Here is a 22,292-nt window from a genome sequence, read left to right on the forward strand (position 1 = left end):
CAGTGGCCTTCTTAGGCTGGCCTTCAGGGCAATAAAAAAGGCCCGCTGGGGGGCCTGGTGCAAGCGACCTCGTTCGCGCCGATGAAAATCGGCCCGCCTAAGGTCGCCACTTAAGTACGATGCTGACGCGCACGCGCGTTCTCCAGATATAAGGTTTCCCGCTCATCGCATGCGCGCGACGGGGCGTCAAGGCGCGCGCAAAGCAAGAAACTGCCTCCACTGTCCTTCCGCGTCCGTGGCGGTGATCCGCGGCCAATCCGGTGTCTGATTGCGGAACCAGGTGGCTTGGCGTTTGGCGTAGCGGCGGGTCTCCTGCTGGGCGGCGGCCAGGGCATCATGCCGGCCCATCGTCCCGGCCTGCCAGGCGGCGATCTCTCGAAGACCCAGGGCCCGCATGACCGGCAGGGCGGGGTCGAGGCCCCGGGCGACCAGGGTCGCGACCTCTTCAGCAGCCCCCCCCTCGAACATGGCCGCCAGCCGGGCGTCACAGCGGCCATAGAGCACTTGGCGGGGCAGATCGATCACCACCCCCCGCCACGCGTCGGGGGCCAGGGGGGCGGTGGTCGCCGCCTGGAGGTCTGACAGGGGCTGGCCTGCAAACACAAAGACCTCCCAGGCGCGGACCAGGCGCTGCCGGTCGCCCGGCGCAATGCGAGCCGCAGCCGCCGGATCAACCTCCCCCAGGCGAGCGCGGAACGCGGTCTCGCCCAGGGACTCGAAGGCCGCTTCTGCCTCGACTCTGATCTCCGGTGGCGCGACCGGGATCTCCGCCAGGCCCTCGGTCAAACTGCGGAAGTAAAGCCCCGTCCCCCCCACCAGGATGGGTGAGCGTCCCCGGGCGCGGATGTCAGCGATCAGCGGCAGGGCGGCCCGCAGCCAGCGGCCCACGGACCAGGCTTGGGCCCCATCAGCGACCCCGAACAGGTGGTGTGGCGCCTGGGCCATTTCGTCGGGGGTCGGGCGGGCGCTCAGATGGGTAAGGTCGCCATAGAGCTGTATGGAATCGGCATTGACGATCTCGCCGCCAATTTCCCGGGCCCGGCGCAGGGCGATTGCCGTCTTGCCGCTTGCCGTCGGCCCGCCGATCAGCCAGATGCGGGGCTCCATGGAAATCGCTCTCACCCTCGTCAGTCCGCAGGAGGCCGCGCTCGCCGCCGCCACCGCTCAACTCACCCAAGCGCTCGCAGGCGCACGCGCCCGCGTCAAGGAACCCCGGCCCCTGGGCCCTGGCGCAATGGATCTGCTGGTGGAGGCAGAAGCGCTCGGTCCTGTGCGTGCTGCGGCAGCCGAAGTGCTTGCAGCCCTGCCGGTGGATGTCTGTGTTCAGCCCTGGGTGGGCCGGCGCAAGCGGCTGCTGATCGCCGACATGGACTCCACCATCATCGGCTGTGAGTGCATTGACGAACTGGCGGACTTCGCCGGGGTCAAGGCTCAGGTGTCGGAGATCACCGAGCGGGCCATGCGCGGAGAACTCGACTTCGAGGCCGCGCTGCGCGAGCGGGTAGCCATGTTGAAGGGTCTGCCCCTGGCCGACCTGCAGCGGGCCTATGATGAGCGCGTGGTCCTCAATCCCGGGGCCCGGACCTTGGTCCGGACCATGGCGGAAAGTGGTGCCCGATGTGTCCTGGTGTCGGGGGGCTTTACCTTCTTCACCAGCCGGGTCGCCGAGGCGGCAGGTTTCCACGCCCAGAGGGCCAACACCCTGATCGAGGCCGGATCGGCCCTGGCCGGGTTGGTGGGAACCCCGATCCTTGGCCGTGAGGCCAAGCTGGTCGCCCTGCGGGAGGAGGCTTTGGCTATTGGGGTCGACCTCGCTGCCACCCTGGCGGTCGGCGATGGGGCCAATGACCTGGCCATGGTCGAGGCCGCAGGCCTCGGTGTGGCCTATCGCGCCAAGCCAGTGGTCGCCGCCCAGGCCCATGCCAAGGTGGATCATGCCGACCTGACGGCGCTGCTCTACTTCCAGGGCTATGGTGCCCAGGACTTTGTCACCGACTGAAGCAGCCCTTGATTTCACCTGTCGGGCGGCCTCGGCTATGAGCCTGTCCATGACCCTGCCGCGTCCAGTTTCCGCCGTCATCTTCGACATGGACGGCCTGCTGATCGATTCCGAACGTCTCATGCTCAAGGCCATGCAGGGGGCCGCCCAGGCCATGGGCCGGGACATGCCGTTTCCGGTGTTCCAGAGCATGGTTGGCCTGACCCACGCGGCCAGTGATGGCATCCTTACCGATCACTTTGGCGAAGGCTTCGTGCTGGAGGACTATGTGGCGCAGGTCCGGCTCCGCTATGTGGAGTCGCACCAGGCCGGGGTCGCCCTTAAGGCCGGCGTCATCGAGATGCTGGACCACCTGGACGCCATGGGCGCCCCCCGGGCGGTGGCGACCTCCTCGCGCATGGCCTCGGTGGAGACCCATCTGGGGCATGCGGGTCTGCTGTCGCGGTTCGACGCCTTCATCACCGCCGAGAGTGTCACCCAGGGCAAGCCGCACCCCGAGCCCTATCTCAAGGCCGCCGCGGCCCTGGGGATGAATCCACAGGACTGCATCGCCCTGGAGGACAGCCACAACGGCGTCCGTGCGGCGGCGGCGGCCGGCATGATGACCATCATGGTGCCCGACATGCTGGAGCCCAATGACGAGATGCGTGACCTATGCGTGCGGATCGCCCGAGACCTGCACGAGGTCCGCGACCTGCTGGCGGTGATGGTCCGCAAATGAAAAGCCCCCGATCCTGGGAAGGATCGAGGGCTGATCTCATCGACAGAGGTCGAGCTTAACGCGCGCCGCCTGGGCCCCGCTCAAAGTAGCGGAAGAAGGCGCTGTCGGGGGACAGGACCATGGTCGCGTCCCCTTGGCCGATGGACGCCTCGTAGGCCTGCATCGATCGGTAGAACGAGGCGAAGCCCGCATCACGACCAAAGCTCTGGGCGTAGATCCGCGTCCGCTGCCCATCGCCTTCACCGCGGGTGCGGTCGGCGGTTTCCTGCGCCGTGGCCAGGGTGATGGTCACTTCCTTGTCGGCCTCAGCGATCCGCTCGCGCTTCTGCTGTTCACCGACGGCGCGGATCTGAGCGGCCTGCTGCTGGCGGGCGGTCTCCATCCGGCGGTAGGTGGCGGCCATGTTTTCCTGCGGCAGGTCAGCCCGGCGAATCCGCACGTCGATCACCTCGATGCCCAGCCGCGAGGATGCGGCCCGGGCGCGGACGTCGGCCAGGGTCTCGGCCATCACCCCGCTACGGGCACCTGAGATGATGTCGTTGGAGGTGGCTGAACCCAGCACCTGGCGCAGGGACGAGTTCACCAGCCGCTGGATGCGGTCGCTGGCCGTCCGGTCGTCACGCAGGGTGCGGTAGTACTGCAGGGGTTCGCTGATCCGGTAGCGGATGAAGGCGTCCACCACCAGGCGCTCCTGGTCGGCGGCGATGACCTCTTCCTCTTCGGTCTCCAGGGCGATGTTGCGCTTATCGAAACGCAGCACCTGCTCCATGAACGGCACCTTGACCTTCAGGCCGGCCGCCGACTGGGGACCGGCGTTGACGACCCGCACCGGGTCGCCCAGGCGGACCACGACCGCCTGCTGGCGCTCGTCGATCACGAACAGGGTATTGGCCAGGACGATCAGGGCCACCACCGCAGCGATGGCGTAGGGGATGTAACGGCGATCGATCATTGGCTGCTCCTCGTGCCGGGGGCGGCCGAGCCGGTTTCGGCGGGCGTGGCGGTGACCGTCGGGGCACCGGTACGGGGCCGGAACACATCCGGTGGCAGGATGATCGGGGCGCTGGCGCCGTTGGAATCGACGATCACCTTGTTCGAGTTCTGCAGGACCCGCTGCATGGTCTCGATATAGAGGCGCTCACGGGTCACACCGGGGGCCGAACGATATTCGGCATAGATCTGGTCGAAGCGTGCGGCTTCACCGGTGGCTTCCCGAACGGCCTGCTCACGATAGGCCTCGCCGGCCTGGGTGATACGCGCTGCGTCACCCTTGGCCTCGTTGACCACCCGGTTGAAGTAGGCGTCGGCTTCGTTGCGGGCCGACTCGGCGTCCTGGCTGGCGTTGAACACGTCGCGGAAGGCCGCGATGACCTCCGTGGGCGGGTCGGCGTTGCGGATCTGAACTTCGACGACGCTGACGCCCGCGCCCCAGGAGTCCAGGGTCTGCTGCATCAGTTCGGCGGCTTGCGACTGAACCGGACCACGGCCACGGGTGAGGATGTAGTCGAGCTGCGAGCGTCCGACCACTTCGCGCATGGCGCTTTCGGCCACCGCCTTCACCGACTCTTCCGGGTCCCGGATGGTGAAGATGAAGCGCGAGGCATCAGCCACCCGCCAGGTGACACTGAACTTCAGGTCGATGATGTTCTCATCGCCGGTCAGCATCAGGCTTTCCTCGGCATTGGCCGCTTCAGACGTACCGCCGATGTCGATGCGGTTCAGAGAGGTGATGGGCACCTTCTCCACACGCTCGATCGGCGCCGGCAGGGCGTAGTTCAGACCAGGTCCTGCCGAGCGCGAATAGGCGCCGAAGGTGGTCACGACGGCCTGCTCATTGGGCTGAACCAGATAGAGGCCAGACAAAGCCCATAGGGCAAATGCGCCAGCCGCCACGGCGGCAATGGCACCCGGGCGGATCTGATCGCCGCCGGGCCCGCTTAAGAACTTGCGCAGGCGTGCGATCAAGCGCTCCAGCAGCAGATTGAGGTCTGGCTGGGGACCGCCTGGGCCGCCAGGTCCGCCGGGGCCGCGAGGGCCACGCGGGCCTCCACCACCACCACCACCAAGGCCAGGGCGCTTTGGGCCGCCGGGGCCACCCGAGCCACCACCTGAGCCACCGCCTTGTTGCGGCGGAGTTCCCCAGGGGCCGGGATTTACGTTGTCATTCCAGGGCATTCGTTTTGTGCGTCGTCTTTCTGGGTCGCGTCGTCGGGGGACGTCGGATGTTTCGGCGTATCTCGGCGCGGCCGCGATCTCGGTCCACCAGGGCGGACTTGTAAACCGGCGCTTACAGCCGGATATGTGACGGCCAAGCCCCCAACGCAAGCCGAAGACGACATGAACACATCACGCCTGCCTGACCGCGACACCCTGCTGGCGCTTCTGGACCGGGTGCTCGACCCCCGGAGCGGGAAGGGGCTGGTCAGCGCGGGGCTGGTTCAGGGGCTGTCGGTGCGCAATGGCCGGGCCGGCTTCATGATGGAAGCGCCAGCCGGGATGCTCGAGCTTTATGAGCCCGTGCGGGCCGCTGCCGAAGCGGCCCTGAGCCAGGCGCCTGGGGTGGAGAAGGCCCAGGTGGTGCTGACCAACACCGCTGGCGATGGGCCGCCGCCACCGCCGGCGGAGGGGGTCACCCGGGTGCGAAAGGGCGTCAAGCTGACCGCAGATCCGCAGGCGACGCCGGCGCCGCCGGTCGGTGCGACGCGGCCACCGAATGTCCGTCGGGTGATTGCTGTCGCCAGCGGCAAGGGCGGTGTGGGCAAGTCCACCGTCTCGGTCAGCCTGGCGGTCAGCCTCGCGGCGCTTGGCCTGCGAGTCGGCCTGCTGGACGCCGATGTCTATGGGCCCTCGGCACCGCGGATGCTGGGGGCCGACGGCGATCCTGAGTTTCATCCGGAGAAGAAGCTGATTCCCCTGGAGGCCTGGGGGGTCAAGGTCATGTCCATCGGCTTTATGGTCGATGAGGGCGCGCCGATGATCTGGCGCGGGCCCATGGCCTCCTCGGCGGTGCGCCAAATGATGCATGAGGTGGCCTGGGGCTCAGACGAGGCCCCCCTGGATGTGCTGGTGGTGGACATGCCGCCGGGCACCGGCGACATTCAGCTGACCCTGATCCAGAAGATGAAGCTCGACGGGGTGGTCATCGTCACCACGCCGCAGGAAATCGCCCTGATCGACGCCCGGCGGGCCGCCTCGATGTTCCAGAAGACCGCCACCCCGATCCTCGGCCTGATCGAGAACATGGCCTATTTCGCCGATCCGGCCACCGGAACGCCGATCCCGATCTTCGGCCAGGGCGGGGGCGCGGTCGAGGCTGAGCGCCTCGGCGTGCCGATGATCGCTCAGGTTCCCATCGATGTGGCCCTGCGTCAGGGCTGCGATGACGGTCGCCCCCTGGTGGCCACCGCCCCCGACAGCGGTCCTGGCAAGGTGTTCCGTCACGCCGCAGAGATCCTGCGCTCGCGGCTGGGACTGGCGAGGGGCTAAGGCCGCTCGGGCCCTAGGTCTTGCCTGGCCCCACTCCCGGCGAGGCGATGGCGGGGTCACTGGACAGGGTCTCAATTACCGGCGCGGTGTCATAGAGGGCGTCGCGCTCATCCAGTTCCCGGCGGATCTCGCCGTGACGTTCTTCGCCGAGCTTGTAGCCGATGAAGCAGAGCCCTCCGACCGCGACAAAGAAGATCGGGCCAATCAGGAAGGCCAGTTCAAGCCCGCGCACGGCCTCAGGGGTGTTCACCGCCCCTTGGGTGGCGTTGTAGCCCACGCGGTCGAGGACCGTGAAGGTCAGGAACACCGCAAAGGCACCGGAGATCTTCGAGGTCAGGGTGGTGATGGCATAGAGCAGGCCTGAGCGCTCCTTGCCCTGTTCCAGACGCACTTCGTCGGCGACATCGGCGGTCATCGCCCGTGTCAGCACCTGGAAGCCGGCTGCGAGGAAGCCGGCAGTAAACATCTGGAAGGCGCCGATCATCATGTCGCCCTTGGGCAGGAAAGGCAGAACCACCAGGGCCGCGGCATAGCCGGAGGTGGCGACCATCACCGCCCGGTGTTTGCCGATCTTCATGGCCAGCCGACCCAGCAGCGGCGCCCCGCCGAAGCCGGCAAGGATGTAAACTGCCAGCAAGGCGCTGGCCTGGCTGGTGGTGAAGCCCCGGGAGTCGGTGAAGAAGAAAATGTAGAGCGCGCTCATCCAGCCGGGGCCAAGCGACAGGCAGAGGTCGGCCAGGACGATCCGGCCCATGGAGGGCCGGGCGACCAGTCGCCAGTATTCCTTCAGCTGGAACTTCTGCTGGCCTGGCACATCAGGGCTGATCCGCTCCGGCGTCAGGGCGACGACGAACCACACTGCCAGGGGGGTGAGGATCAGGACGAACCAGCCCATGGCTGGCACGCCCTCGGATTCAGGCCGACCGAGACCCGAGACAATAAAGGGCATCCCCAGCACCAGAAGGGCACCCAGCACACCCACAGCGGTCATGATGGCGAACACCCGGGAGCGGTCATTGTACCGCGGTGCCAGGGTCGCGGCCCAGGCGGCGTGGGACAGGTGCAGGATGGAGGTGCCGATATAGAGGACCAGGAGCCAGAAAATCAGTCCGCCAACGCTGCCGGTGGGGGAGATGAACAGCATGATGACCGCCAGCATCAGGACCGGTGCCCCGATTACCGTCCATAGGCGGTAGCGCCCGAACCGCGTTCGGGTCCGGTCCATGGCCAGGCCCAGCAGCGGGTCCAAGGGAATGTCGATCAACCGCACAAAGGCAAAGGCCGAGCCCACCGCCAGCAGGCTGATGCCGATCTCGCTGGCGAAGTGCCGAGGCAGGTAAACCGACATGGCGATGCCCAGGGCCGACAGGGGCAGGCTGGTGCAGGCAAAAGCCAGGATCGTCGACAGTTTCAGCTGTTGCGCAGATGACGGCGCGGCTGCGTCGGTATGGGCCACTTTGGCGTCTCCCCAGATCTGTGGTGACGCCTCTGACGGGCGTTATCCGTGAGCCTTAGGTTACGCGTGATCACCTAGGGCAAGGCAAGGCCCATTTCGGTCGCGGGCCCAAAAGAAAATGGGCGGCCCCCGGGGGAGCCGCCCATAATCAGGGTCCTTTCGGGGAGGCCTTAGCCCCCCGACAACTTGCGGAAGAATTTCTGGCTCTGCTCGCCGCCGCCGGCGTAGGCCTGTTGGCCCTCGGGATCGGCGATCTTGGACCAGTTGTCGCGGACTTCTTCGACCGACAGGCCGCCGTCGCCCAGATAGACGCCTTCGGTCTCGTAGATGCGCGAGAGGGCGAAGGCCCCCGCGCCGGCGGTCAGGATGGCGCCGGTGGGCGCTTCTTCGGAGCAGAGATAGACCACGCCCGGCGTCACATATTCCGGCTTCAGACGCTCCAGCACCGCCGGCGGCATCAGGTTCTCGGTCATGCGCGTGGCGGCCACGGGCGCGATGGCGTTGACGTGAATGTTGTTCTTGGCGCCCTCGAGACGCAGGGTGTTCATGAAGCCGATAATGCCGAGCTTGGCCGCCCCATAGTTGGACTGGCCGAAGTTGCCATAGAGGCCCGAGGACGAGGTGGTCACCACGATGCGGCCGTAGTTCTGCTCGCGCATGATGTCCCAGACGGCCTTGGCCGGCTTGACGGTGCCCATCAGGTGGACGTTCATCACCAGCTCGAAGTCGGCGATTTCCATCTTGGCGAAGGACTTGTCGCGCAGGATGCCGGCATTGGCGATCAGGATGTCGATCCGGCCCCACTGGTCCATGGCCTGCTTGACCATCAGGGCCACGCCCGCGTCGTCGGTGACCGAGGAGCCGTTGGCGATGGCTTCGCCGCCCGCGGCCTTGATCTCGGCGACCACGGCGTCGGCTGCGGCCGAGGAGCCCCCCGAACCATCCACCGAACCGCCCAGGTCGTTGACCACCACCTTGGCCCCGCGCCGCGCCAGTTCCAGAGCGTGCTGCCGGCCAAGCCCGCCGCCTGCGCCCGTCACAATGGCCACTTTGCCGTCGAAGCGGATGTCCGCCATGGAAGTCTCCCAAAGTCAGGTGAAGGAATTGGCGCGGTTGTGCGCGGCGACCCTTTCCCCGTCAAGGCGTTGGTGCGCGGCCTAAGCCCCAGGAACCGCCTGGGCTGCAGCGGCCTGGACGGGCCGCAGGAACTTCACCAGCACCCGTTGGCCCACCAGGAAGGGTGCGCCTTGGGCGCTGACCACAACCTCCACCACCCGTTCGTCGGCCCGCTGGGCAGGATCATCGGAGACCAGTTTCCGGGCCCCGAAAACTGCAGCGCGGCGCAGGACCAGGCCCTTGAACGTCTGGGTCGGATCGGCTTCCGAGGCGATCTCCACGCTCTGGCCCAGGCTCACATGGGGCAGGGCGCCCTCGGCGATCTCGGCCCGGACGATGCGCTGGCCGGTGGGCTCCAGGTCAAACATGTTGGAGACATTCAGGGTCGAGGCACCGGAGCCGGGATTGGCGTAGCGGCGCACGATCACCCCGTCGGCCGGCGCCCGGATCATGGTCAGTTCCAGATTGTAACCAGCTTCCGCCAGCCGTGCCTCGGCCGTGGCCACAGCCGCCCGCTGAGCCCTGAGCCTGGCCTCGCCCTGGCGGATCACATCCCGGGCCTGATCCAGGCGTTGTCCGGCGACGAAGTTGGACGCCGACAGGCTGTCCAGGCGGTCAAACTCGCGGCTGGCGGTGGCAATCTCCACCTGGGTCAGGGCGATCTGGGCGCGGGCCTGCTCGAGCTCGGCCCTGACCCGAGCCGCCGACAGGCGCTGTTCGTCATCCTCCAGGCGGGCGAGGATCTGCCCCTCCTGGACGCTGTCGCCTTCCTGGACCAGGACCTCGCGGACGATGCCAGCGCTGCGGGCGGCGACCTGGATCAGGCCGCCCTCCACGTCGGCCTTGCCGTTGGCGATGGCCACATAGGGGCTGAGCGGTGCGGCCTTCTCGGCGGCCATGGCGGCCTCGGCCTTTTGGGCCTGGCGTTGACTGTTGAAGACCAGACCGCCGCCGACCAGCAGCATCAGGCCAGCAATGACGATCCAGAAGACGGGACGGCGCAATAGGGCGGGCATGGTTCAGGCCTCGATCAGAAGGGATTGGCGCGCGGTCTGCGCGCTGGAGGTGACGCGCCGGTCGTCGAGAATGGCGCCGTCCTCGATGTGGATGATGCGGTCGCCATAGGCTTCGAGCCTGGGGTCGTGGGTCACGCAGATCACGGCGGCCCCGTGGTCCTTGGCCGCCCGTTGCAGGAGCTTGATGACGATCTGGCCGTTCTCGCCGTCCAGGGCCGAGGTGGGCTCATCGGCAAACAGCAGGCGCGGGGCCTTGGCCAGCGCCCGGGCGATGGCCACCCGCTGCTTCTCGCCGCCCGACAGCTCCGAGGGCCGCTGGTTCAGCCGGTGGCCCAGACCCACCTCTTCCAGGGAGACGACGGCCCGGTCCCTGGCCTGCGATCGGGTGAGACCGGTGTGCTTGAGCACGGTGGTCACCTGTTCCAGGGCGGTGAGGGCTGAGAACAGATTGAAGCCCTGGAAGATGAAACCGCAGTGATCCAGGCGGAATTTGTCGATCTTGCCGGTGCGCAGGCCCCAGAGATCCTGGTCTAGAGCCTGGACCTGACCCGCGTCGGGTCGCAGCAGGCCAGACAGGCAGGCCACCAGGGTCGACTTGCCGGAGCCCGAAGGCCCCATGACCATGGTCAGGTCCCCGTGGCGGGCGTCGAAGTCCACCGACTTCAGCACCTCAACATAGGACCTTCCGGTCTTGAAGCGCTTGGACAGGCCCGTGGCCCGGATGGCGTCTTTTGGGTGCGGGACAGAGGTCATCGCAGCAGGTCCGCCGGTTGGCTCTTGTTCAGGACGCCCAGGGACATCAGCCCCGAGGCCAGCGAAATGATGAGAAGCAGGACGGCCACACCCATCACCCAGCCCAGGGGAAAGCCCATGGGCAGACCCGCGCTCCGGGCCAGCAGGGAAACCAGGAAGGTGAACACCGCCGTGGCGGCTAGGCCGGCCAGCCCGACCCAGAAAGACAGCTCCAGCACGATCAGCCGCAGGGACCCCATGGAGACCCCAAGCGCCCTCAGGCTGGCAAACTCCTTGATGTTGGCCATGATCGCCCCGCGCAGGGTCTGGGAGGTGATGCCCACCCCGATCAGGAAACCCAGAAAGACCGAGAAGCCGAGCATGATCCCGATGATCTGCTCCTGCATCAGGGCGGTCTCATTGGCCTTGGCCAGGTCCTGGCGGGTCCAGGCGCGGTAGCGGTCGCCGGCCACCGCATTGAGGTCGTCGCGGACCTGAGCGGCCCGGCTTGGATCCTTGATCTGGACCATCAATGGTCCGACCTTTTCCCCGTCATCGGCCATGCCCAGCAGACGAAGGGTGTCGCGGGACACCACCACCGAGGGCTGATTGATCGAGGGGTAGCCATCGAGAAAGGCGCGGACGGTGACGGTCTTGCCGTTGATGGTCGCCTTGTCGTTCAGCTTGACCCCAAGCCTGGCCTGGGTGCTGCGGTCGATCACAGCGGCATAGGGCTCCAGCAGCGCAATCCGCACAGCCTCGGGATAGTCCACTGGCAGGGTGACGGCGCCTGGGATCGGATCGACGATGTTGATCTGGATCCACTCAGTGACCTGCTTCTCGCCGTCCCCTGGCGTGTTCATCCAGCGGCCCCCAGCCCCGTCGAGGCTGGCCACCTGGACCACTTCAGGATGCAGGTACATTTCGGGGGACAAGCGTCTGGGCAGGCCACTGGACCCGGAATTGATCAAGCTCTCCGACTTGGCGGGCAGGATCATCAGCTCGGCCCGTGACCGGTCGATGGTCGCCGTCGCCGCCTGGACGATCCCGGTGAACATGCCGACCTGGGCCAGGATCAGCAGGCCCGAAAAGGCCAGGGCGATTACGGCGGCCAGGTAGCGACGCCATTCGTAAATCAATGTGGCCAAAGCCAGTGACATGCCCGGTCCTCCTGGGCCTGAGAAGTGGCCGGACCGGGGCAGTAACCCAAGTTAATTCGAGGTAAGGCGGGGGCCTCGCCATAGCCAGCCGCCCCGCCGGCTGTTACCTCGGTGACAGTTGGGCCCATAGGGCCCAGTCCCCATTTTCAGGAGTGTTGATCGATGAAATCAGCCCTGCTCGCCGCCTCCGCAACGGGGGTTTTTCTGTTTGGCCTCTCCGCCGGATCGGCAAAGGCCGATGAGGGGATGTGGACCTTCGACAACTTCCCTGCGGCCAAGGTCGAGGCCGCCTATGGGGTGAAGATCGATCAGCCGTGGCTCGACAAGGTCAAGGCGGCCTCCATTCGCCTGACCAATGGCTGTTCGGCCTCGGTGGTGTCTGGCCAGGGCCTCGTCCTGACCAATCATCACTGTGTGGTCGACTGCATTCAGGACCTCTCGAGCGCGGAGACCGACTATGTGCAGGACGGGTTTCTGACCACGGCCCGGGAGCAGGAACGCAAGTGCCCCGGCCAGCAGGCCGAGATTCTGACCGAGATCACCGATGTCACCGACACCATCCGCGCCGCTGGCGCGGGTCTGACGGGTCAGGCCTTCAACCGCGCCCGGGACGCCGCTGTAGCCAAGCTGGAGCATGAGTCCTGCGCCGGCGATGACCGGTTCCGTTGTCAGGTGGTCAGCCTTTATCGTGGGGGCCAGTACAAGCTCTACAGATACCGGCGTTATGATGATGTCCGCCTGGTGTTCGCGCCGGAAATCGCCACGGCCTTCTTCGGCGGCGATCCCGACAATTTCAACTTCCCCCGCTTCAATCTCGATGTGGCCTTCCTGCGCCTTTATGAGGACGGCAAAGGGGTCGAGACGCCCCAGCACCTGACCTGGGTGAGCCGGGCGCCGCAGGAGGGGGAGGCGACTTTTGTCTCGGGCAATCCCGGCTCCACCAGCCGACTACTGACCGTGGCCCAGCTGGAGACCCTCCGGGACCTGGCCATCCCGGTCGGCCAGCTGCAGCGGTCGGAGCTGCGCGGTCGGCTGATCGCATTTTCTGAGATCAGTGCCGAGAACAAGCGGGTCGCTACCGATCCGCTGTTTGGAGTTGAGAACAGCTTCAAGGTCTTCTTTGGCCGTCAGTTCGCCTTGAACGATGCGGCCTTCATGGACGCCAAGCGCGCGGCCGAGGCTGAACTGAAGGCTAAGGTCGCTGCAGATCCCGCCCTGGCCCTTCAGATCGGCGACCCCTGGAGCGAGATCGAGGCGGCTCAGGGGGCCTATGCCGAACACTTCCTGCCCTATCGCCAGATCGAGTCCGCCGCCGGTGGGGCATCTGATCTGTTTGGCTATGCCCGCGCCCTGGTCCGCGCCGCCCAGGAGCGGACCAAGCCCAATACCGAGCGGCTGCCGGAGTATTCAGAAGCCCGCCTGGCTCTGCTGGAGAAGCGTCTGCTGGACGCTCGACCGGTGGATAAGGATCTGGAGGCGCTCTATCTGCGCTTCTGGCTGTCCAAGACCCGGGAGTACCTGACCACCGACCACCCCGCCGTTCAGCAGCTTCTGGGTGCCCAAAGCCCCGAGGGTCTCGCTGAGGCCCTGACCACGTCGCGGTTGGACGACCCGGCGGTGCGTAAGGCGCTGTGGGAGGGCGGTCTGGCTGCGATCGAAGCGTCTGAAGATCCCATGATCCAGCTGGCCTTGCGCATGGATCCCCTGGCCCGGGAGGTCCGAGAGGTCTGGGAAACCGAGGTTGACGCGCCCACCGCCCGGGCCGCCGAGCGGGTCGCCGCCGCCCGCTTCGCGGCCTATGGGGACGAGGTCTATCCCGACGCCACCTTCACCCTGCGTCTGTCCTATGGTCAGGTTCAGGGCTGGACCCACCGGGGCCGGACCATCCCCTCGACCACCACCTTCTCCGGCCTCTATCAGCGGGCGACGGGCGCTGCGCCCTATGCCCTGGCACCGCGCTGGATCGCTGCCAAGGACAAGCTGAACCCCGATACGGTCTACAACTTCGTCACCACCAACGACATCATCGGCGGCAATTCCGGCTCGCCCGTGGTCAATGCCAAGGGGGAAGTCCTGGGGACGGCCTTTGACGGCAATATCCATTCCCTGGGTGGCGACTATGGCTATGACGGGACGATCAACCGCACGGTGGTGGCGGCCACGTCAGCAGCCACTGAGGCCCTGGAAAAGGTCTATGGCCTGACCGGGCTGATCGACGAACTGAAGGGCCGATAAGCTCTCGTCAGTGGGCGGGGTCCTTGGATCCCGCCCATAGCCCTATCCTAGCCGGTGGCAGCTGTCGTCAGAGACCGGGCACGTCGAGAATGGGCGCCCGGCGCTTGGCCCGCTTGCGCAGCAGTCGCCAGCCGATCATGCCCACGCCGCCGGCCAGGATCAGGGCGATGATCCCCAGGGTGAGGGGATCGAAGCGGTCGAAGATCTTCAACTGCTCCAGCCCCTTGGCGGTCAGATAGCCTGGCGCGAGCGCGGCAAAGACCCAGATCACCGCTGAGGCCACATTGGCCACCTGGAAGTCGCGGGTGGGCATCCGCAGCATGCCGACGACGGCCGGCACAAAGGCGCGCATGGGGCCGATAAAGCGCCCGGCATAGACCGAAATGACCCCATAACGGCGGCAATAGAGCCGGGTCAGGGCAAACTGGCGTCGGTAACGTTTCAGCCACCGGTGGCGCAGCACCCGCATGCCCAGCTTCTGTCCGATGAAGAAGGAGATGGCATCGCCAAGAATGGCCCCGATGATGCAGCCAATCAGCACCGATACCGGATCGAGGACCCCTGTGGCCAGGAGACCGCCGGTGAGCACCAGCAAGGGGGTAGCCGGCACAAACGCGCCGATGATCACCAGGGACTCCAGCATGATGAACAGGCCCAGGATCAGGCCCGCCCACCCTTGATTGGTGCGGATGAAGTCCGCGACCGCCTCGAGCATGGCTTCCATCAACACGTCCCCGGTGGCGTTTGGGTCTTCATGACCCAACGTAGCGTCATCCTATCGGCTACTGGCAAAATCTGTCGTTGAGTTAAAGGCTAAGTGAGCGCTGGACCGACGATGTTGCGCTCGCGCCACAATCGTCAGCAGGCCATACCGCCGTCGTCCTTGCCGGGCTCGTGCCTGGGTGCCCCAGCCATATCAATGGCGGGCAAGGTGGTGTTCTCAAGCCCTCCGCCCTTGCGCCGAGCGGGGGGTTCATCTTCAAGGAAGGGGACGAAGCCGCAGCGACTCAGGCGCGGGCTTGAGGAGGCTAGATGTTCCAACTGGAAAACGCCCAGAGCCTGGTGGGGCTCGGCCTGATCCTTCTGGTCTGCTGGGCGCTGTCTGAGGACCGTTCGCGGTTCCCCTGGCGTCTGGCCCTGGGGGCCGTGGCCCTGCAAATCGTTCTGGTGGTCATGTTGTTTGGCCTTCCAGGTGCCCGCGCTGTGGTGCGCGGGATCAATGCCGGGGTCGATGGCCTGGCTGCAGCCACGGCGAAGGGGACCCAGTTCGTCTTCGGCTATATGGCCGGCGGCGCTCAGCCCTATCCCGTGGCAGACCCCGGTGCCCTGTTCATCTTCGCTTTCCAGGTGCTGCCGCTGATCCTGGTGATCTCGGCGCTCTCGGCCCTGCTCTGGCACTGGAAGATCCTGAAGTGGATCACACAAGGCTTCGGTTTTGTGTTCCAGAAAACCATGGGCTTAGGGGGGGCTTCGGCCCTGGCCGTGGCAGTAAACATCTTCCTGGGCATGATCGAGAGCCCCATCGTCATCCGCGCCTATCTGGACAAGCTGACCCGCTCAGAGGTGTTCCTGATGATCGTCGTGGGCCTGGCCACTGTCGCCGGGTCGACCATGGTGGCCTACGCCACCATCCTGCGTGAGGTGCTGCCCAACGCCGCCGCCCACGTGCTGGTGGCCTCCATCGTTTCGGCCCCGGCCGGCGTCTTGCTGGCCCGGATCATGATCCCGGAGAAGAAAGGGCAGGGGGGCTATTTCGCCGACTATGGGTCGCTGCTGAAATACGACTCCTCTATCGACGCCATCTCCAAGGGCACGATGGACGGCCTCACCGTGGCCCTGAACATCTCGGCCATCCTGATCGTGTTCGTGTCCTTTGTGGCCATCGGCAACGGTCTGCTCAGCGTCTTTCCTGACGTGATGGGGGCACCCTTGACCATCGAGCGGGTCCTGGGGGTGGTCTTTGCGCCCCTGGCCTGGCTGATCGGCGTGCCCTGGTCTGAGGCGCCTCAGGCAGGCTACCTGCTGGGCGTCAAGCTGATGCTGACCGAGTTCATCGCCTTCATCCAGTTGGGCGGCGTCCCGGCCGGTGACATGAGCGAGCGCACCCGCATGATCATGACCTATGCGCTGTGCGGTTTCGCCAATATCGGCTCTGTGGGGATCACGGTCACCGGCATGGGGGTCCTGATGCCCGAGCGCCGCCAGGAGATCATCGGCATGGTCTGGAAAGCCCTGCTGGCCGGCTTCCTGGCCACCTGCATGACCGCCGCGGTGGTCGGCGCCATGCCCCGGCAGCTGTTTGGGCTCTAGGCGACTTGACCGCCCTGGCGTGACGGCGCCACCTCTGGGGTCTAAGCCGGAGGGACGACCATGAAGATCTATGACACCCCAAGGGCACCCAATCCGCGCCGGGTCCGCCTGTTCATGCTCGAAAAGGGGATCGAGGGCGTGGAGATCGTCCCGGTCAACCTGCTGGAAGGCGCCCACAAGCAGCCGGACTATCTGGGCAAGGCGGGCCTGCCCAATGTCCCCATGCTGGAGATGGACGACGGGACCTGCATCACCGAATCCCTGGCCATCTGCCGCTATCTCGAGAGCGTCTATCCCGAACCCAATCTGATGGGCCGCGATCCCAAGGAGACGGCGATTATCGAGATGTGGACCCGGCGGGCCGAGATGATGGTCGCCACCCCGCTCATGCTGGCGGTGCGCCATACCCATCCGGCCCTGGGGGTGCTGGAAAAGCAGAACCCGGCCATCGGCGAGGCCAATGCCGAGGGCGGGACCCGCGCGCTCAAGCTGTTTGACCGTCGACTGGCCGAGAGTGAGTGGATCGCCGCCGACCGGCTGACCATCGCCGACATCGTCGCCTTCGCCTCCATCGATTTCGCCCGGATGATCCGGTTCAAGCCCCCGGAGGAACTGACCCACGTCAACCGCTGGCTGGACGCCATGAAGGCCCGCGACTCGGTCAAGACCGCCCCATGAAGCCTCTGCTACTCGCCAGCCTCCTTGCGGCCCTGGCCTTCCCAGCCGTGGCCCGGGATTTGACCGTATCCCGCGCCGATGGAACCGCAGTGGTGCTCACCGAAAAGGACTTGGCCGACCTGCCCCGCCTCCAGGTGAGCGTCGAGGGCCAGGCTGGCCCAGACCTTTATGAGGGACCGGCGCTCGCCCACATCATGCGGGCCGCGGGCCTGCCGGTGGGCATGCGCGCCCATGGCCAGCCCATGCGGGGCTATCTCGTGGTCCGTGGTGCCGACGGCTATGCCGCGGTGCTATCGGCGGTGGAGGCCGATAAGGACCTGCATGGCGATGCTGCCATCCTGGCCGACACCTTGAACGGCGGTCCCCTGCCGGAGCGGGAAGGCCCCCGGCGGGTTGTTGTGGCCGACGACCTCAAGTCCTGGCGCAGCGTCCGCCAGGTGGTGGCCATCGACTATCGGCTGGCGGAGTAGGCGGGCGAGGGAACCTTTGCCCACGGCAGAGGTTTGGATGGCATGTCATTGCTCATCTTCATCGTCATCATCCTCGTGGTGCTTGGTCTGGCCCTCTACGCCGTCCGGCTCCTGCCCATACCTGGCCCCCTCAACGGGCTGATCCAGGCGGTCCTGGTGGTCATCGCCCTCGTGGTGATCGCCCAGCGGGCCGGCCTGTTCTAGGCGGGCTTGATCAGCTCCAGGGAGCGGATGCGAGACTCAAGGCTTGGTCCTGACGCCATGACGAAAATCTCGTCGGCGCCGCTGGCCTGAGCCTTGGCCTCCAGGCGCTGGCGCACCGCCGCAGCGTCACCGACAATGCTGCGGGCCTGAATGGCCGCCAGTTCGGGGTGGCCCTCGAACTCGGCCAGATAGGCCAGCGCCTCGGGAATGACCGGGAAGCGGCGCCGCTGGCCGGTCATGGTCGCCAGGGTTGAGGCCCGGCGAGGGGCGTCGAGTCTCTGGGCCTCGGCTTCGGTGTCTGCCGCCAGGGCGATGGTGGCGATGGCCGCCATGGGCACCTCTCGGAAGGGAGAGGGCGTAAAGGCCTGCCGATAGGCCGCCACTGCCGGTCCCCCGTCACTGCGGGCGATGAACTCGGCAAACACCATCCCTACACCCGCCTGGCCGGCAAAGGCCGCGCTCTCGGCCGAGGAGCACAGCATGAACAGGTCTGGGTGGCTGGGCCCTGTGGGATGGGCGCGAATGCCCCTGGCCGGGTGATCTGCCCCCAGGGGCTCACGGCCGCCGGCGTCCAGAAGCCAGGCGTTCAACAGGGCGAAATAGTGCGGAAAGGCCTCAGAGGAGGCCGAGCGCAGGGCCGCGCCGGTGCGCCCGTCGGCACCCAGGGCCCGGCCGACCCCGAGGTCGATCCGGCCCGGGGCCAGGGCTTCCAGCTCCATGAAGACCTCGGCAACCTTCAGGGGTGAATAGTTGACCAGCATCACCCCGCCTGACCCCAGCCGGATCGTGGAGGTCGCTTGGGTCAGGGCCGCGATCAGGATCTCTGGGGCCGGGGAAGCGAGGCCTTCGATATTGTGGTGTTCAGCCAGCCAGAACCGATGATAGCCCAGCCGCTCGGCGGCCTTGGCCACCTCCAGGGTTTCACGGATGGCCTGGGCCTGGGTGTTGTGTCCCCCCACCGGGGACAGGTCGAGAACCGAAAGCTGGCTCACGCCGTGGGCGACCGAAACTCGCGGATGATCATCCGTACCCCATAGGCGGTCACCAGACCGGCAAAGCTCATCACCACGATAGAGACCGGCATGGCGGTGGGCTCAAGGGCGCTGATCCAGCGCCCAGGGGAGACGCTGGTAAGGTAGAAGGCCAGCTCCACAAACTTGAACAGGGCGACCGGTCCGGCCAGCAGGGCGAGGGCGGCCCCCATGGCGATCTGGCCCAGATTGCGTTTGGCGGGCGGGCTCATAGGGACTCCTGGCGGACGGGGTGAGAGTAGAACATGGTCCTGCGCCGGCACGGCGCAAGCGTCACTTGCGCGGCCCACGCTTCTTGATGACGCCGGAGAAGCTCATGACGTTCTCGCCCCCGGTGGTAATCAGGCCGCGCACAAAGACCATGGACCGGGCGTTCTTGACCACTTCGCCTTTGCATTCCACCAGGGCACCGAGGGGCACGGCCCCGACGAATTCGCCGTTCAAGGTTGCCGTCACGCTATGCTGACCCTCCAGGGCGTCCCGGGCGATCACGAACAGGGCGAAGTCGGCAAAGGTCATGATGCAGCCGCCGTGCATGAAGCCGCCGCCGTTCAGGTGCTTGGGCTCGGCGCGGAAAGCGCAGCGTGGTGTGCCGTCAGGATCCTGACGGAAATAGAAGGGGCCAGCGTGATCCTCAAAGGGATCAGACCCCTCCCAGGTGCGCCAACCCGCCCATTCGCCCTTTGTCACCAGTTCGTTTTTGGCTTCGCCGCCGCCATCCATCACTTCGACCCGTCTCTGAAACTTCAGTCACGGCTCCTTAGCCGCCGAGCGGGTCTGGTTGAAAGCCCTGATTTCCGGGCTCGGACCGCGACGCCAAATCCCGCGGCTTCTCGTCTGGGCAGTGTCGAAGGGTTTGCTCGCTTTGGCCTCAGTCACTAGGTTCCCTCACCACCGAACCAAACCGAACCGAACGATGCGAGGCGAAACCATGGAAGGCCGGACCGTCTATCTCTGTGCAGGTCTGCGCAGCCCGATCGGCCGCTATGGCGGAGCCCTGGCCAAGGTGCGCGCCGACGACCTGGCCGCCCATCCGATCCGCGCCCTGATGGCCAGCCTGCCCAAGGTGGACTGGGAACAGGTGGACGAGGTCGTTTATGGCTGCGTCAACCAGGCTGGCGAGGATAACCGAAATGTCGCCCGAATGGCTCTGCTTCTGGCCGGCATGCCGAGCTCGGTGCCGGGTCTGACGGTCAACCGGCTTTGTGCCTCGGGTCTTGATGCGGTGATCGCCGCCGCGCGGATGATCGCCGTGGGCGAGGCCGAGCTGGTGATCGCCGGTGGCGTGGAAAGCATGTCCCGCGCGCCTTTCGTGATGGGCAAGGCTGACTCGGCCTTCTCCCGGTCGGCGGAGATCTTCGACACCACCATCGGCTGGCGGTTCGTCAATCCGCAGATGCAGAAAGACTACGGCGTCGATTCCATGCCGGAGACCGCGGAGAACGTCGCAACCGACTATCAGGTCGCCCGCGCCGATCAGGACGCCTTCGCCGCCCGCAGCCAGCATCGCTATGGCGCGGCCCAGGCCCGCGGCTTCTTTGAGGGCGAGATTGCCCCCCTCACCCTGAAGGACCGCAAGGGCGATACGGTGGTCTCCAAGGACGAGCACCCCCGCCCCGACACGACGCTGGAAGCGCTTCAGGGCCTCAAGCCGATCGTGCGTGCCGACGGTACGGTCACGGCGGGAAATGCGTCAGGTGTCAATGACGGGGCTGCTGCCCTGCTGCTGGCCTCGGCTGAGATGGTTCAGAAGTTGGGCCTCGAGCCCCTGGCCCGGATCGAGGGCGGAGCCTCTGGCGGCGTGCCGCCCCGGGTCATGGGCTATGGCCCGGTGCCGGCGGTGGACAAGCTCTGCGGGCGCCTCGGCCTGTCCCCCCGGGACTTCGATGTGGTGGAGCTGAACGAGGCCTTTGCCGCCCAAGCCCTGGCCTGCACCCGGGCCTGGGGCCTGGCCGATGACGCCGAGCATGTGAATCCGCATGGGGGCGCCATCGCCATCGGCCACCCGTTGGGCGCGTCCGGTGCCCGTATCGCCCTGACCGCCGCCCGGGCCATGATCGACCGGGGCGGGTCGCGGGCGCTGGCCACCATGTGCGTCGGCGTCGGCCAGGGTTCAGCCCTGGCCCTGGCCAAGGCCTGATTTCAGAAAGACGGAATGACCATGGCCCTAGACGCCGAAACCCGCGACCAGCTGATCCACACCGTCCGCCGCTTTGTCACCGAGCGGCTGCGCCCCCTGGAGGCCCAGGTCTCCGAGACCGACTCCATGCCCGATGATGTGGTGGCCGAGATGAAGGAGCTGGGCCTGTTTGGCCTCTCCATTCCGGGCGAATACGGCGGGCTAGACCTTTCCATGGAGGAAGAGTGCCTGGTGGCGGTGGAGCTTGGCCGGACCAGCCCGGCCTTCCGTTCGGCCTTTGGCACCAATGTCGGCATCGGCAGCCAGGGCCTGGTGATGTTCGGCACTGAAGAGCAGAAGGCCAGGTATCTGCCGGGCATCGCATCCGGGGAGATCATCACCTCGTTTGCCCTCACCGAGCCGGAGGCGGGCTCAGACTCTGCCTCGGTCCAGACCCGTGCGACCCGGGACGGCGACGCCTATGTGCTGAACGGATCCAAGCGCTACATCACTAACGCCAATAAGGCGCACCTGTTTACGGTCATGGCCCGCACCGACCCGTCCAAGCCAGGCGGTGGCGGGGTCTCGGCCTTTCTGGTCCCCCGGGACCTGCCCGGCCTGTCGGTGAGCAAGCCCGAGAAGAAGATGGGCCAGCAGGGTGCCCACATCTGTGACGTGACCTTCGACAATGTCCGGGTGCCGGTAGAAAACCGCCTGGGTGCCGAGGGTGAGGGCTTCAAGGTGGCCATGCAGGTCCTCGACCGTGGCCGACTGCACATCTCGGCGGTCTGCGTCGGGGTGGCCGAGCGCTTGATCACCGACTGTGTGGCCTATGCCAGTGAGCGCAAGCAGTTCGGTCAGGCCATCAGCCAGTTCCAGCTGGTCCAGGGCATGATCGCAGACTCCAAGACCGAGGCCCTGGCCGCCAAGGCGCTGACCATGGAGACGGCCCGCACCCGCGACGCCGGTCATGGCGTCACCATGGAAGCGGCGGCGGCCAAATACTTCGCCTCTGAGATGGTTGGTCGGGTGGCCGACCGGGCGGTGCAGATCTTTGGCGGGGCAGGCTATGTCGCCGACTATGGCATCGAGCGGTTCTACCGCGACGTGCGCATCTTCCGCATCTATGAGGGCACGAGCCAGATTCAGCAGGTGGTCATCGCCCGCGAAACCCTAAAGCGCGGCGGCTGATGTCTGATCCGATTGAAACGGCGATCTTCGCCCTCCTGGCCCCCCTGGCGCCCGGCAAGTCCGTCTCCGCTGAGGAAGTGGCCCGGGCCGCCGATCCGGAGGGCTGGCATCGCTGGCTGTCGCGGGTGCGTACGGTCTCGGTAGGACTCGCCCGGGAGGGCCGGCTGGTCATCACCCGGCACGGCAAGCCAGCTGATCCTAACAAGTTCAAGGGTGTTTATCGCCTGCGGCTGCCCCTGGCAGGCGAGGTGCTCCCAGGCGTCCTGGTCTCCCCGGCCACGGAAGACACCGAAGCCTCTTAAGGCCGCTCAGGCTCGTAAGGTTGGCATGGGGTGCCCATTTCACGACCTATGCATCTCGGGAGCGCG

The 22,292-nt window shown here is 66.4% G+C and carries 24 protein-coding genes; 11 read left to right on the top strand and 13 right to left on the bottom strand.

The genetic code is table 11. The annotated features are described in order from the left end of the window. Nucleotides 1-186 precede the first annotated feature (186 nt). Nucleotides 187-1,107, bottom strand: a complete 921-nt coding sequence (miaA, locus tag MH112_RS12145) for a tRNA (adenosine(37)-N6)-dimethylallyltransferase MiaA (RefSeq protein WP_296568132.1) — start codon at nucleotides 1,105-1,107, stop codon at nucleotides 187-189. On the opposite strand from miaA, the gene serB reads away from it, so the two are divergent. After that, nucleotides 1,106-1,999, top strand: coding sequence for a phosphoserine phosphatase SerB (gene serB / locus MH112_RS12150; protein ID WP_296568133.1), 894 nt, complete (start codon nucleotides 1,106-1,108; stop codon nucleotides 1,997-1,999). The genes miaA and serB overlap by 2 nt on opposite strands. A gap of 49 nt (nucleotides 2,000-2,048) precedes the next feature. Then, entirely contained in the window at nucleotides 2,049-2,720 is a 672-nt protein-coding gene (locus MH112_RS12155; RefSeq protein WP_296568134.1) for an HAD family phosphatase, read from the top strand. A gap of 55 nt (nucleotides 2,721-2,775) precedes the next feature. Here MH112_RS12155 and MH112_RS12160 read toward each other — a convergent pair whose 3' ends face one another. Genes MH112_RS12160 through MH112_RS12170 form a run of 3 tightly spaced genes read right to left on the bottom strand, consistent with a single transcriptional unit; the run spans nucleotide 2,776 to nucleotide 4,825 of the window. After that, nucleotides 2,776-3,672: a protease modulator HflC gene (locus MH112_RS12160; protein WP_296568135.1), complete on the bottom strand. Its 897-nt coding sequence runs from the start codon at nucleotides 3,670-3,672 to the stop codon at nucleotides 2,776-2,778. Continuing rightward, nucleotides 3,669-4,685 carry an FtsH protease activity modulator HflK gene (hflK, locus tag MH112_RS12165; protein WP_296568136.1) on the bottom strand — a complete coding sequence of 339 codons (1,017 nt, stop codon included), beginning with the start codon at nucleotides 4,683-4,685 and terminating at the stop codon, nucleotides 3,669-3,671. The genes MH112_RS12160 and hflK overlap by 4 nt, the downstream gene beginning before the upstream one ends. Further along, nucleotides 4,682-4,825 carry a hypothetical protein gene (locus tag MH112_RS12170; RefSeq protein WP_296568137.1) on the bottom strand — a complete coding sequence of 48 codons (144 nt, stop codon included), beginning with the start codon at nucleotides 4,823-4,825 and terminating at the stop codon, nucleotides 4,682-4,684. Before MH112_RS12170 ends, hflK begins: the two co-directional genes overlap by 4 nt. 232 nt (nucleotides 4,826-5,057) lie before the next feature. Between MH112_RS12170 and MH112_RS12175 the strand changes: the two genes are divergently transcribed. After that, nucleotides 5,058-6,206: an Mrp/NBP35 family ATP-binding protein gene (locus MH112_RS12175; protein ID WP_296568139.1), complete on the top strand. Its 1,149-nt coding sequence runs from the start codon at nucleotides 5,058-5,060 to the stop codon at nucleotides 6,204-6,206. Between the two features lie 13 nt (nucleotides 6,207-6,219). Here MH112_RS12175 and MH112_RS12180 read toward each other — a convergent pair whose 3' ends face one another. The 5 genes from MH112_RS12180 to MH112_RS12200 all read right to left on the bottom strand — a co-directional run bounded on the left by MH112_RS12180 (nucleotide 6,220) and on the right by MH112_RS12200 (nucleotide 11,686). After that, the gene (locus tag MH112_RS12180; RefSeq protein ID WP_296568141.1) at nucleotides 6,220-7,662 is read right to left on the bottom strand and encodes an MFS transporter; all 1,443 of its coding nucleotides are present in this window, start codon (nucleotides 7,660-7,662) and stop codon (nucleotides 6,220-6,222) included. A 170-nt stretch (nucleotides 7,663-7,832) separates the two neighbouring features. Then, complete coding sequence (locus tag MH112_RS12185; RefSeq protein WP_296568143.1) at nucleotides 7,833-8,738, bottom strand: SDR family NAD(P)-dependent oxidoreductase; 906 nt, start codon at nucleotides 8,736-8,738, stop codon at nucleotides 7,833-7,835. A gap of 81 nt (nucleotides 8,739-8,819) precedes the next feature. Beyond that, nucleotides 8,820-9,794 (bottom strand): efflux RND transporter periplasmic adaptor subunit, encoded by a 975-nt coding sequence (locus tag MH112_RS12190; protein WP_296568145.1) that lies wholly within the window; start codon nucleotides 9,792-9,794, stop codon nucleotides 8,820-8,822. A gap of 3 nt (nucleotides 9,795-9,797) precedes the next feature. Further along, nucleotides 9,798-10,547: an ABC transporter ATP-binding protein gene (locus MH112_RS12195; protein WP_296568148.1), complete on the bottom strand. Its 750-nt coding sequence runs from the start codon at nucleotides 10,545-10,547 to the stop codon at nucleotides 9,798-9,800. Continuing rightward, nucleotides 10,544-11,686: an ABC transporter permease gene (locus MH112_RS12200; RefSeq protein WP_296568150.1), complete on the bottom strand. Its 1,143-nt coding sequence runs from the start codon at nucleotides 11,684-11,686 to the stop codon at nucleotides 10,544-10,546. Before MH112_RS12200 ends, MH112_RS12195 begins: the two co-directional genes overlap by 4 nt. A gap of 162 nt (nucleotides 11,687-11,848) precedes the next feature. On the opposite strand from MH112_RS12200, the gene MH112_RS12205 reads away from it, so the two are divergent. After that, nucleotides 11,849-13,921, top strand: coding sequence for a S46 family peptidase (locus tag MH112_RS12205; RefSeq protein WP_296568152.1), 2,073 nt, complete (start codon nucleotides 11,849-11,851; stop codon nucleotides 13,919-13,921). A gap of 67 nt (nucleotides 13,922-13,988) precedes the next feature. On the opposite strand, the gene MH112_RS12210 is transcribed toward MH112_RS12205, so the two are convergent. Beyond that, the gene (locus MH112_RS12210) at nucleotides 13,989-14,645 is read right to left on the bottom strand and encodes a DedA family protein (RefSeq protein ID WP_296568153.1); all 657 of its coding nucleotides are present in this window, start codon (nucleotides 14,643-14,645) and stop codon (nucleotides 13,989-13,991) included. Nucleotides 14,646-14,953: 308 nt separating this feature from the next. On the opposite strand from MH112_RS12210, the gene MH112_RS12215 reads away from it, so the two are divergent. From MH112_RS12215 to MH112_RS12230, 4 genes are read left to right on the top strand one after another with little or no spacing between them, the layout of a single operon-like run. After that, on the top strand, nucleotides 14,954-16,231 hold the full coding sequence (locus MH112_RS12215) for a nucleoside transporter C-terminal domain-containing protein (RefSeq protein ID WP_296568155.1): 1,278 nt from the start codon (nucleotides 14,954-14,956) through the stop codon (nucleotides 16,229-16,231). Nucleotides 16,232-16,291: 60 nt separating this feature from the next. Further along, the gene (locus MH112_RS12220; RefSeq protein ID WP_296568158.1) at nucleotides 16,292-16,909 is read left to right on the top strand and encodes a glutathione S-transferase; all 618 of its coding nucleotides are present in this window, start codon (nucleotides 16,292-16,294) and stop codon (nucleotides 16,907-16,909) included. Further along, the gene (locus MH112_RS12225; protein WP_296568159.1) at nucleotides 16,906-17,379 is read left to right on the top strand and encodes a molybdopterin-dependent oxidoreductase; all 474 of its coding nucleotides are present in this window, start codon (nucleotides 16,906-16,908) and stop codon (nucleotides 17,377-17,379) included. Before MH112_RS12220 ends, MH112_RS12225 begins: the two co-directional genes overlap by 4 nt. Nucleotides 17,380-17,421: 42 nt before the next feature. Further along, nucleotides 17,422-17,583, top strand: coding sequence for a hypothetical protein (locus MH112_RS12230; RefSeq protein ID WP_296568161.1), 162 nt, complete (start codon nucleotides 17,422-17,424; stop codon nucleotides 17,581-17,583). Here MH112_RS12230 and MH112_RS12235 read toward each other — a convergent pair. The 3 genes from MH112_RS12235 to MH112_RS12245 all read right to left on the bottom strand — a co-directional run bounded on the left by MH112_RS12235 (nucleotide 17,580) and on the right by MH112_RS12245 (nucleotide 19,337). Then, entirely contained in the window at nucleotides 17,580-18,575 is a 996-nt protein-coding gene (locus MH112_RS12235) for an MsnO8 family LLM class oxidoreductase (protein WP_296568162.1), read from the bottom strand. The genes MH112_RS12230 and MH112_RS12235 overlap by 4 nt on opposite strands. After that, entirely contained in the window at nucleotides 18,572-18,826 is a 255-nt protein-coding gene (locus tag MH112_RS12240) for a hypothetical protein (protein WP_296568164.1), read from the bottom strand. The genes MH112_RS12235 and MH112_RS12240 overlap by 4 nt, the downstream gene beginning before the upstream one ends. A gap of 61 nt (nucleotides 18,827-18,887) precedes the next feature. Then, nucleotides 18,888-19,337 (bottom strand): PaaI family thioesterase, encoded by a 450-nt coding sequence (locus tag MH112_RS12245; protein WP_296568166.1) that lies wholly within the window; start codon nucleotides 19,335-19,337, stop codon nucleotides 18,888-18,890. Nucleotides 19,338-19,545: 208 nt separating this feature from the next. Here MH112_RS12245 and pcaF point away from each other — a divergent pair, with 208 nt between their 5' ends. The 3 genes from pcaF to MH112_RS12260 are packed head-to-tail and all read left to right on the top strand — an operon-like array spanning nucleotide 19,546 to nucleotide 22,226. Further along, nucleotides 19,546-20,754 carry a 3-oxoadipyl-CoA thiolase gene (gene pcaF, locus MH112_RS12250; RefSeq protein ID WP_296568167.1) on the top strand — a complete coding sequence of 403 codons (1,209 nt, stop codon included), beginning with the start codon at nucleotides 19,546-19,548 and terminating at the stop codon, nucleotides 20,752-20,754. Between the two features lie 21 nt (nucleotides 20,755-20,775). Beyond that, nucleotides 20,776-21,924, top strand: coding sequence for an acyl-CoA dehydrogenase family protein (locus MH112_RS12255; protein WP_296568300.1), 1,149 nt, complete (start codon nucleotides 20,776-20,778; stop codon nucleotides 21,922-21,924). Then, a complete protein-coding gene (locus MH112_RS12260) occupies nucleotides 21,924-22,226 on the top strand; it encodes a DUF3253 domain-containing protein (RefSeq protein ID WP_296568168.1) in 303 nt (100 codons plus the stop codon). Before MH112_RS12255 ends, MH112_RS12260 begins: the two co-directional genes overlap by 1 nt. Nucleotides 22,227-22,292: the final 66 nt, after the last annotated feature.

Source organism: Phenylobacterium sp., from assembly GCF_022402485.1.
Taxonomy (GTDB): domain Bacteria; phylum Pseudomonadota; class Alphaproteobacteria; order Caulobacterales; family Caulobacteraceae; genus Phenylobacterium.

What these genes read in the sequence shown, in the direction of transcription:
- MH112_RS12190 (WP_296568145.1), bottom strand. Translation starts at nt 9,794, where the DNA reads ATGCCCGCCCTATTGCGCCGTCCCGTCTTCTGGATCGTCATTGCTGGC.
- MH112_RS12210 (WP_296568153.1), bottom strand. Translation starts at nt 14,645, where the DNA reads ATGGAAGCCATGCTCGAGGCGGTCGCGGACTTCATCCGCACCAATCAA.
- MH112_RS12215 (WP_296568155.1), top strand. Translation starts at nt 14,954, where the DNA reads ATGTTCCAACTGGAAAACGCCCAGAGCCTGGTGGGGCTCGGCCTGATC.
- MH112_RS12240 (WP_296568164.1), bottom strand. Translation starts at nt 18,826, where the DNA reads ATGAGCCCGCCCGCCAAACGCAATCTGGGCCAGATCGCCATGGGGGCC.
- MH112_RS12260 (WP_296568168.1), top strand. Translation starts at nt 21,924, where the DNA reads ATGTCTGATCCGATTGAAACGGCGATCTTCGCCCTCCTGGCCCCCCTG.
- MH112_RS12205 (WP_296568152.1), top strand. Translation starts at nt 11,849, where the DNA reads ATGAAATCAGCCCTGCTCGCCGCCTCCGCAACGGGGGTTTTTCTGTTT.
- MH112_RS12195 (WP_296568148.1), bottom strand. Translation starts at nt 10,547, where the DNA reads ATGACCTCTGTCCCGCACCCAAAAGACGCCATCCGGGCCACGGGCCTG.
- miaA (WP_296568132.1), bottom strand. Translation starts at nt 1,107, where the DNA reads ATGGAGCCCCGCATCTGGCTGATCGGCGGGCCGACGGCAAGCGGCAAG.
- MH112_RS12175 (WP_296568139.1), top strand. Translation starts at nt 5,058, where the DNA reads ATGAACACATCACGCCTGCCTGACCGCGACACCCTGCTGGCGCTTCTG.
- MH112_RS12230 (WP_296568161.1), top strand. Translation starts at nt 17,422, where the DNA reads ATGTCATTGCTCATCTTCATCGTCATCATCCTCGTGGTGCTTGGTCTG.
- pcaF (WP_296568167.1), top strand. Translation starts at nt 19,546, where the DNA reads ATGGAAGGCCGGACCGTCTATCTCTGTGCAGGTCTGCGCAGCCCGATC.
- MH112_RS12160 (WP_296568135.1), bottom strand. Translation starts at nt 3,672, where the DNA reads ATGATCGATCGCCGTTACATCCCCTACGCCATCGCTGCGGTGGTGGCC.
- MH112_RS12225 (WP_296568159.1), top strand. Translation starts at nt 16,906, where the DNA reads ATGAAGCCTCTGCTACTCGCCAGCCTCCTTGCGGCCCTGGCCTTCCCA.
- MH112_RS12185 (WP_296568143.1), bottom strand. Translation starts at nt 8,738, where the DNA reads ATGGCGGACATCCGCTTCGACGGCAAAGTGGCCATTGTGACGGGCGCA.
- MH112_RS12220 (WP_296568158.1), top strand. Translation starts at nt 16,292, where the DNA reads ATGAAGATCTATGACACCCCAAGGGCACCCAATCCGCGCCGGGTCCGC.
- MH112_RS12245 (WP_296568166.1), bottom strand. Translation starts at nt 19,337, where the DNA reads ATGGATGGCGGCGGCGAAGCCAAAAACGAACTGGTGACAAAGGGCGAA.
- serB (WP_296568133.1), top strand. Translation starts at nt 1,106, where the DNA reads ATGGAAATCGCTCTCACCCTCGTCAGTCCGCAGGAGGCCGCGCTCGCC.
- MH112_RS12155 (WP_296568134.1), top strand. Translation starts at nt 2,049, where the DNA reads ATGACCCTGCCGCGTCCAGTTTCCGCCGTCATCTTCGACATGGACGGC.
- MH112_RS12200 (WP_296568150.1), bottom strand. Translation starts at nt 11,686, where the DNA reads ATGTCACTGGCTTTGGCCACATTGATTTACGAATGGCGTCGCTACCTG.
- MH112_RS12255 (WP_296568300.1), top strand. Translation starts at nt 20,776, where the DNA reads ATGGCCCTAGACGCCGAAACCCGCGACCAGCTGATCCACACCGTCCGC.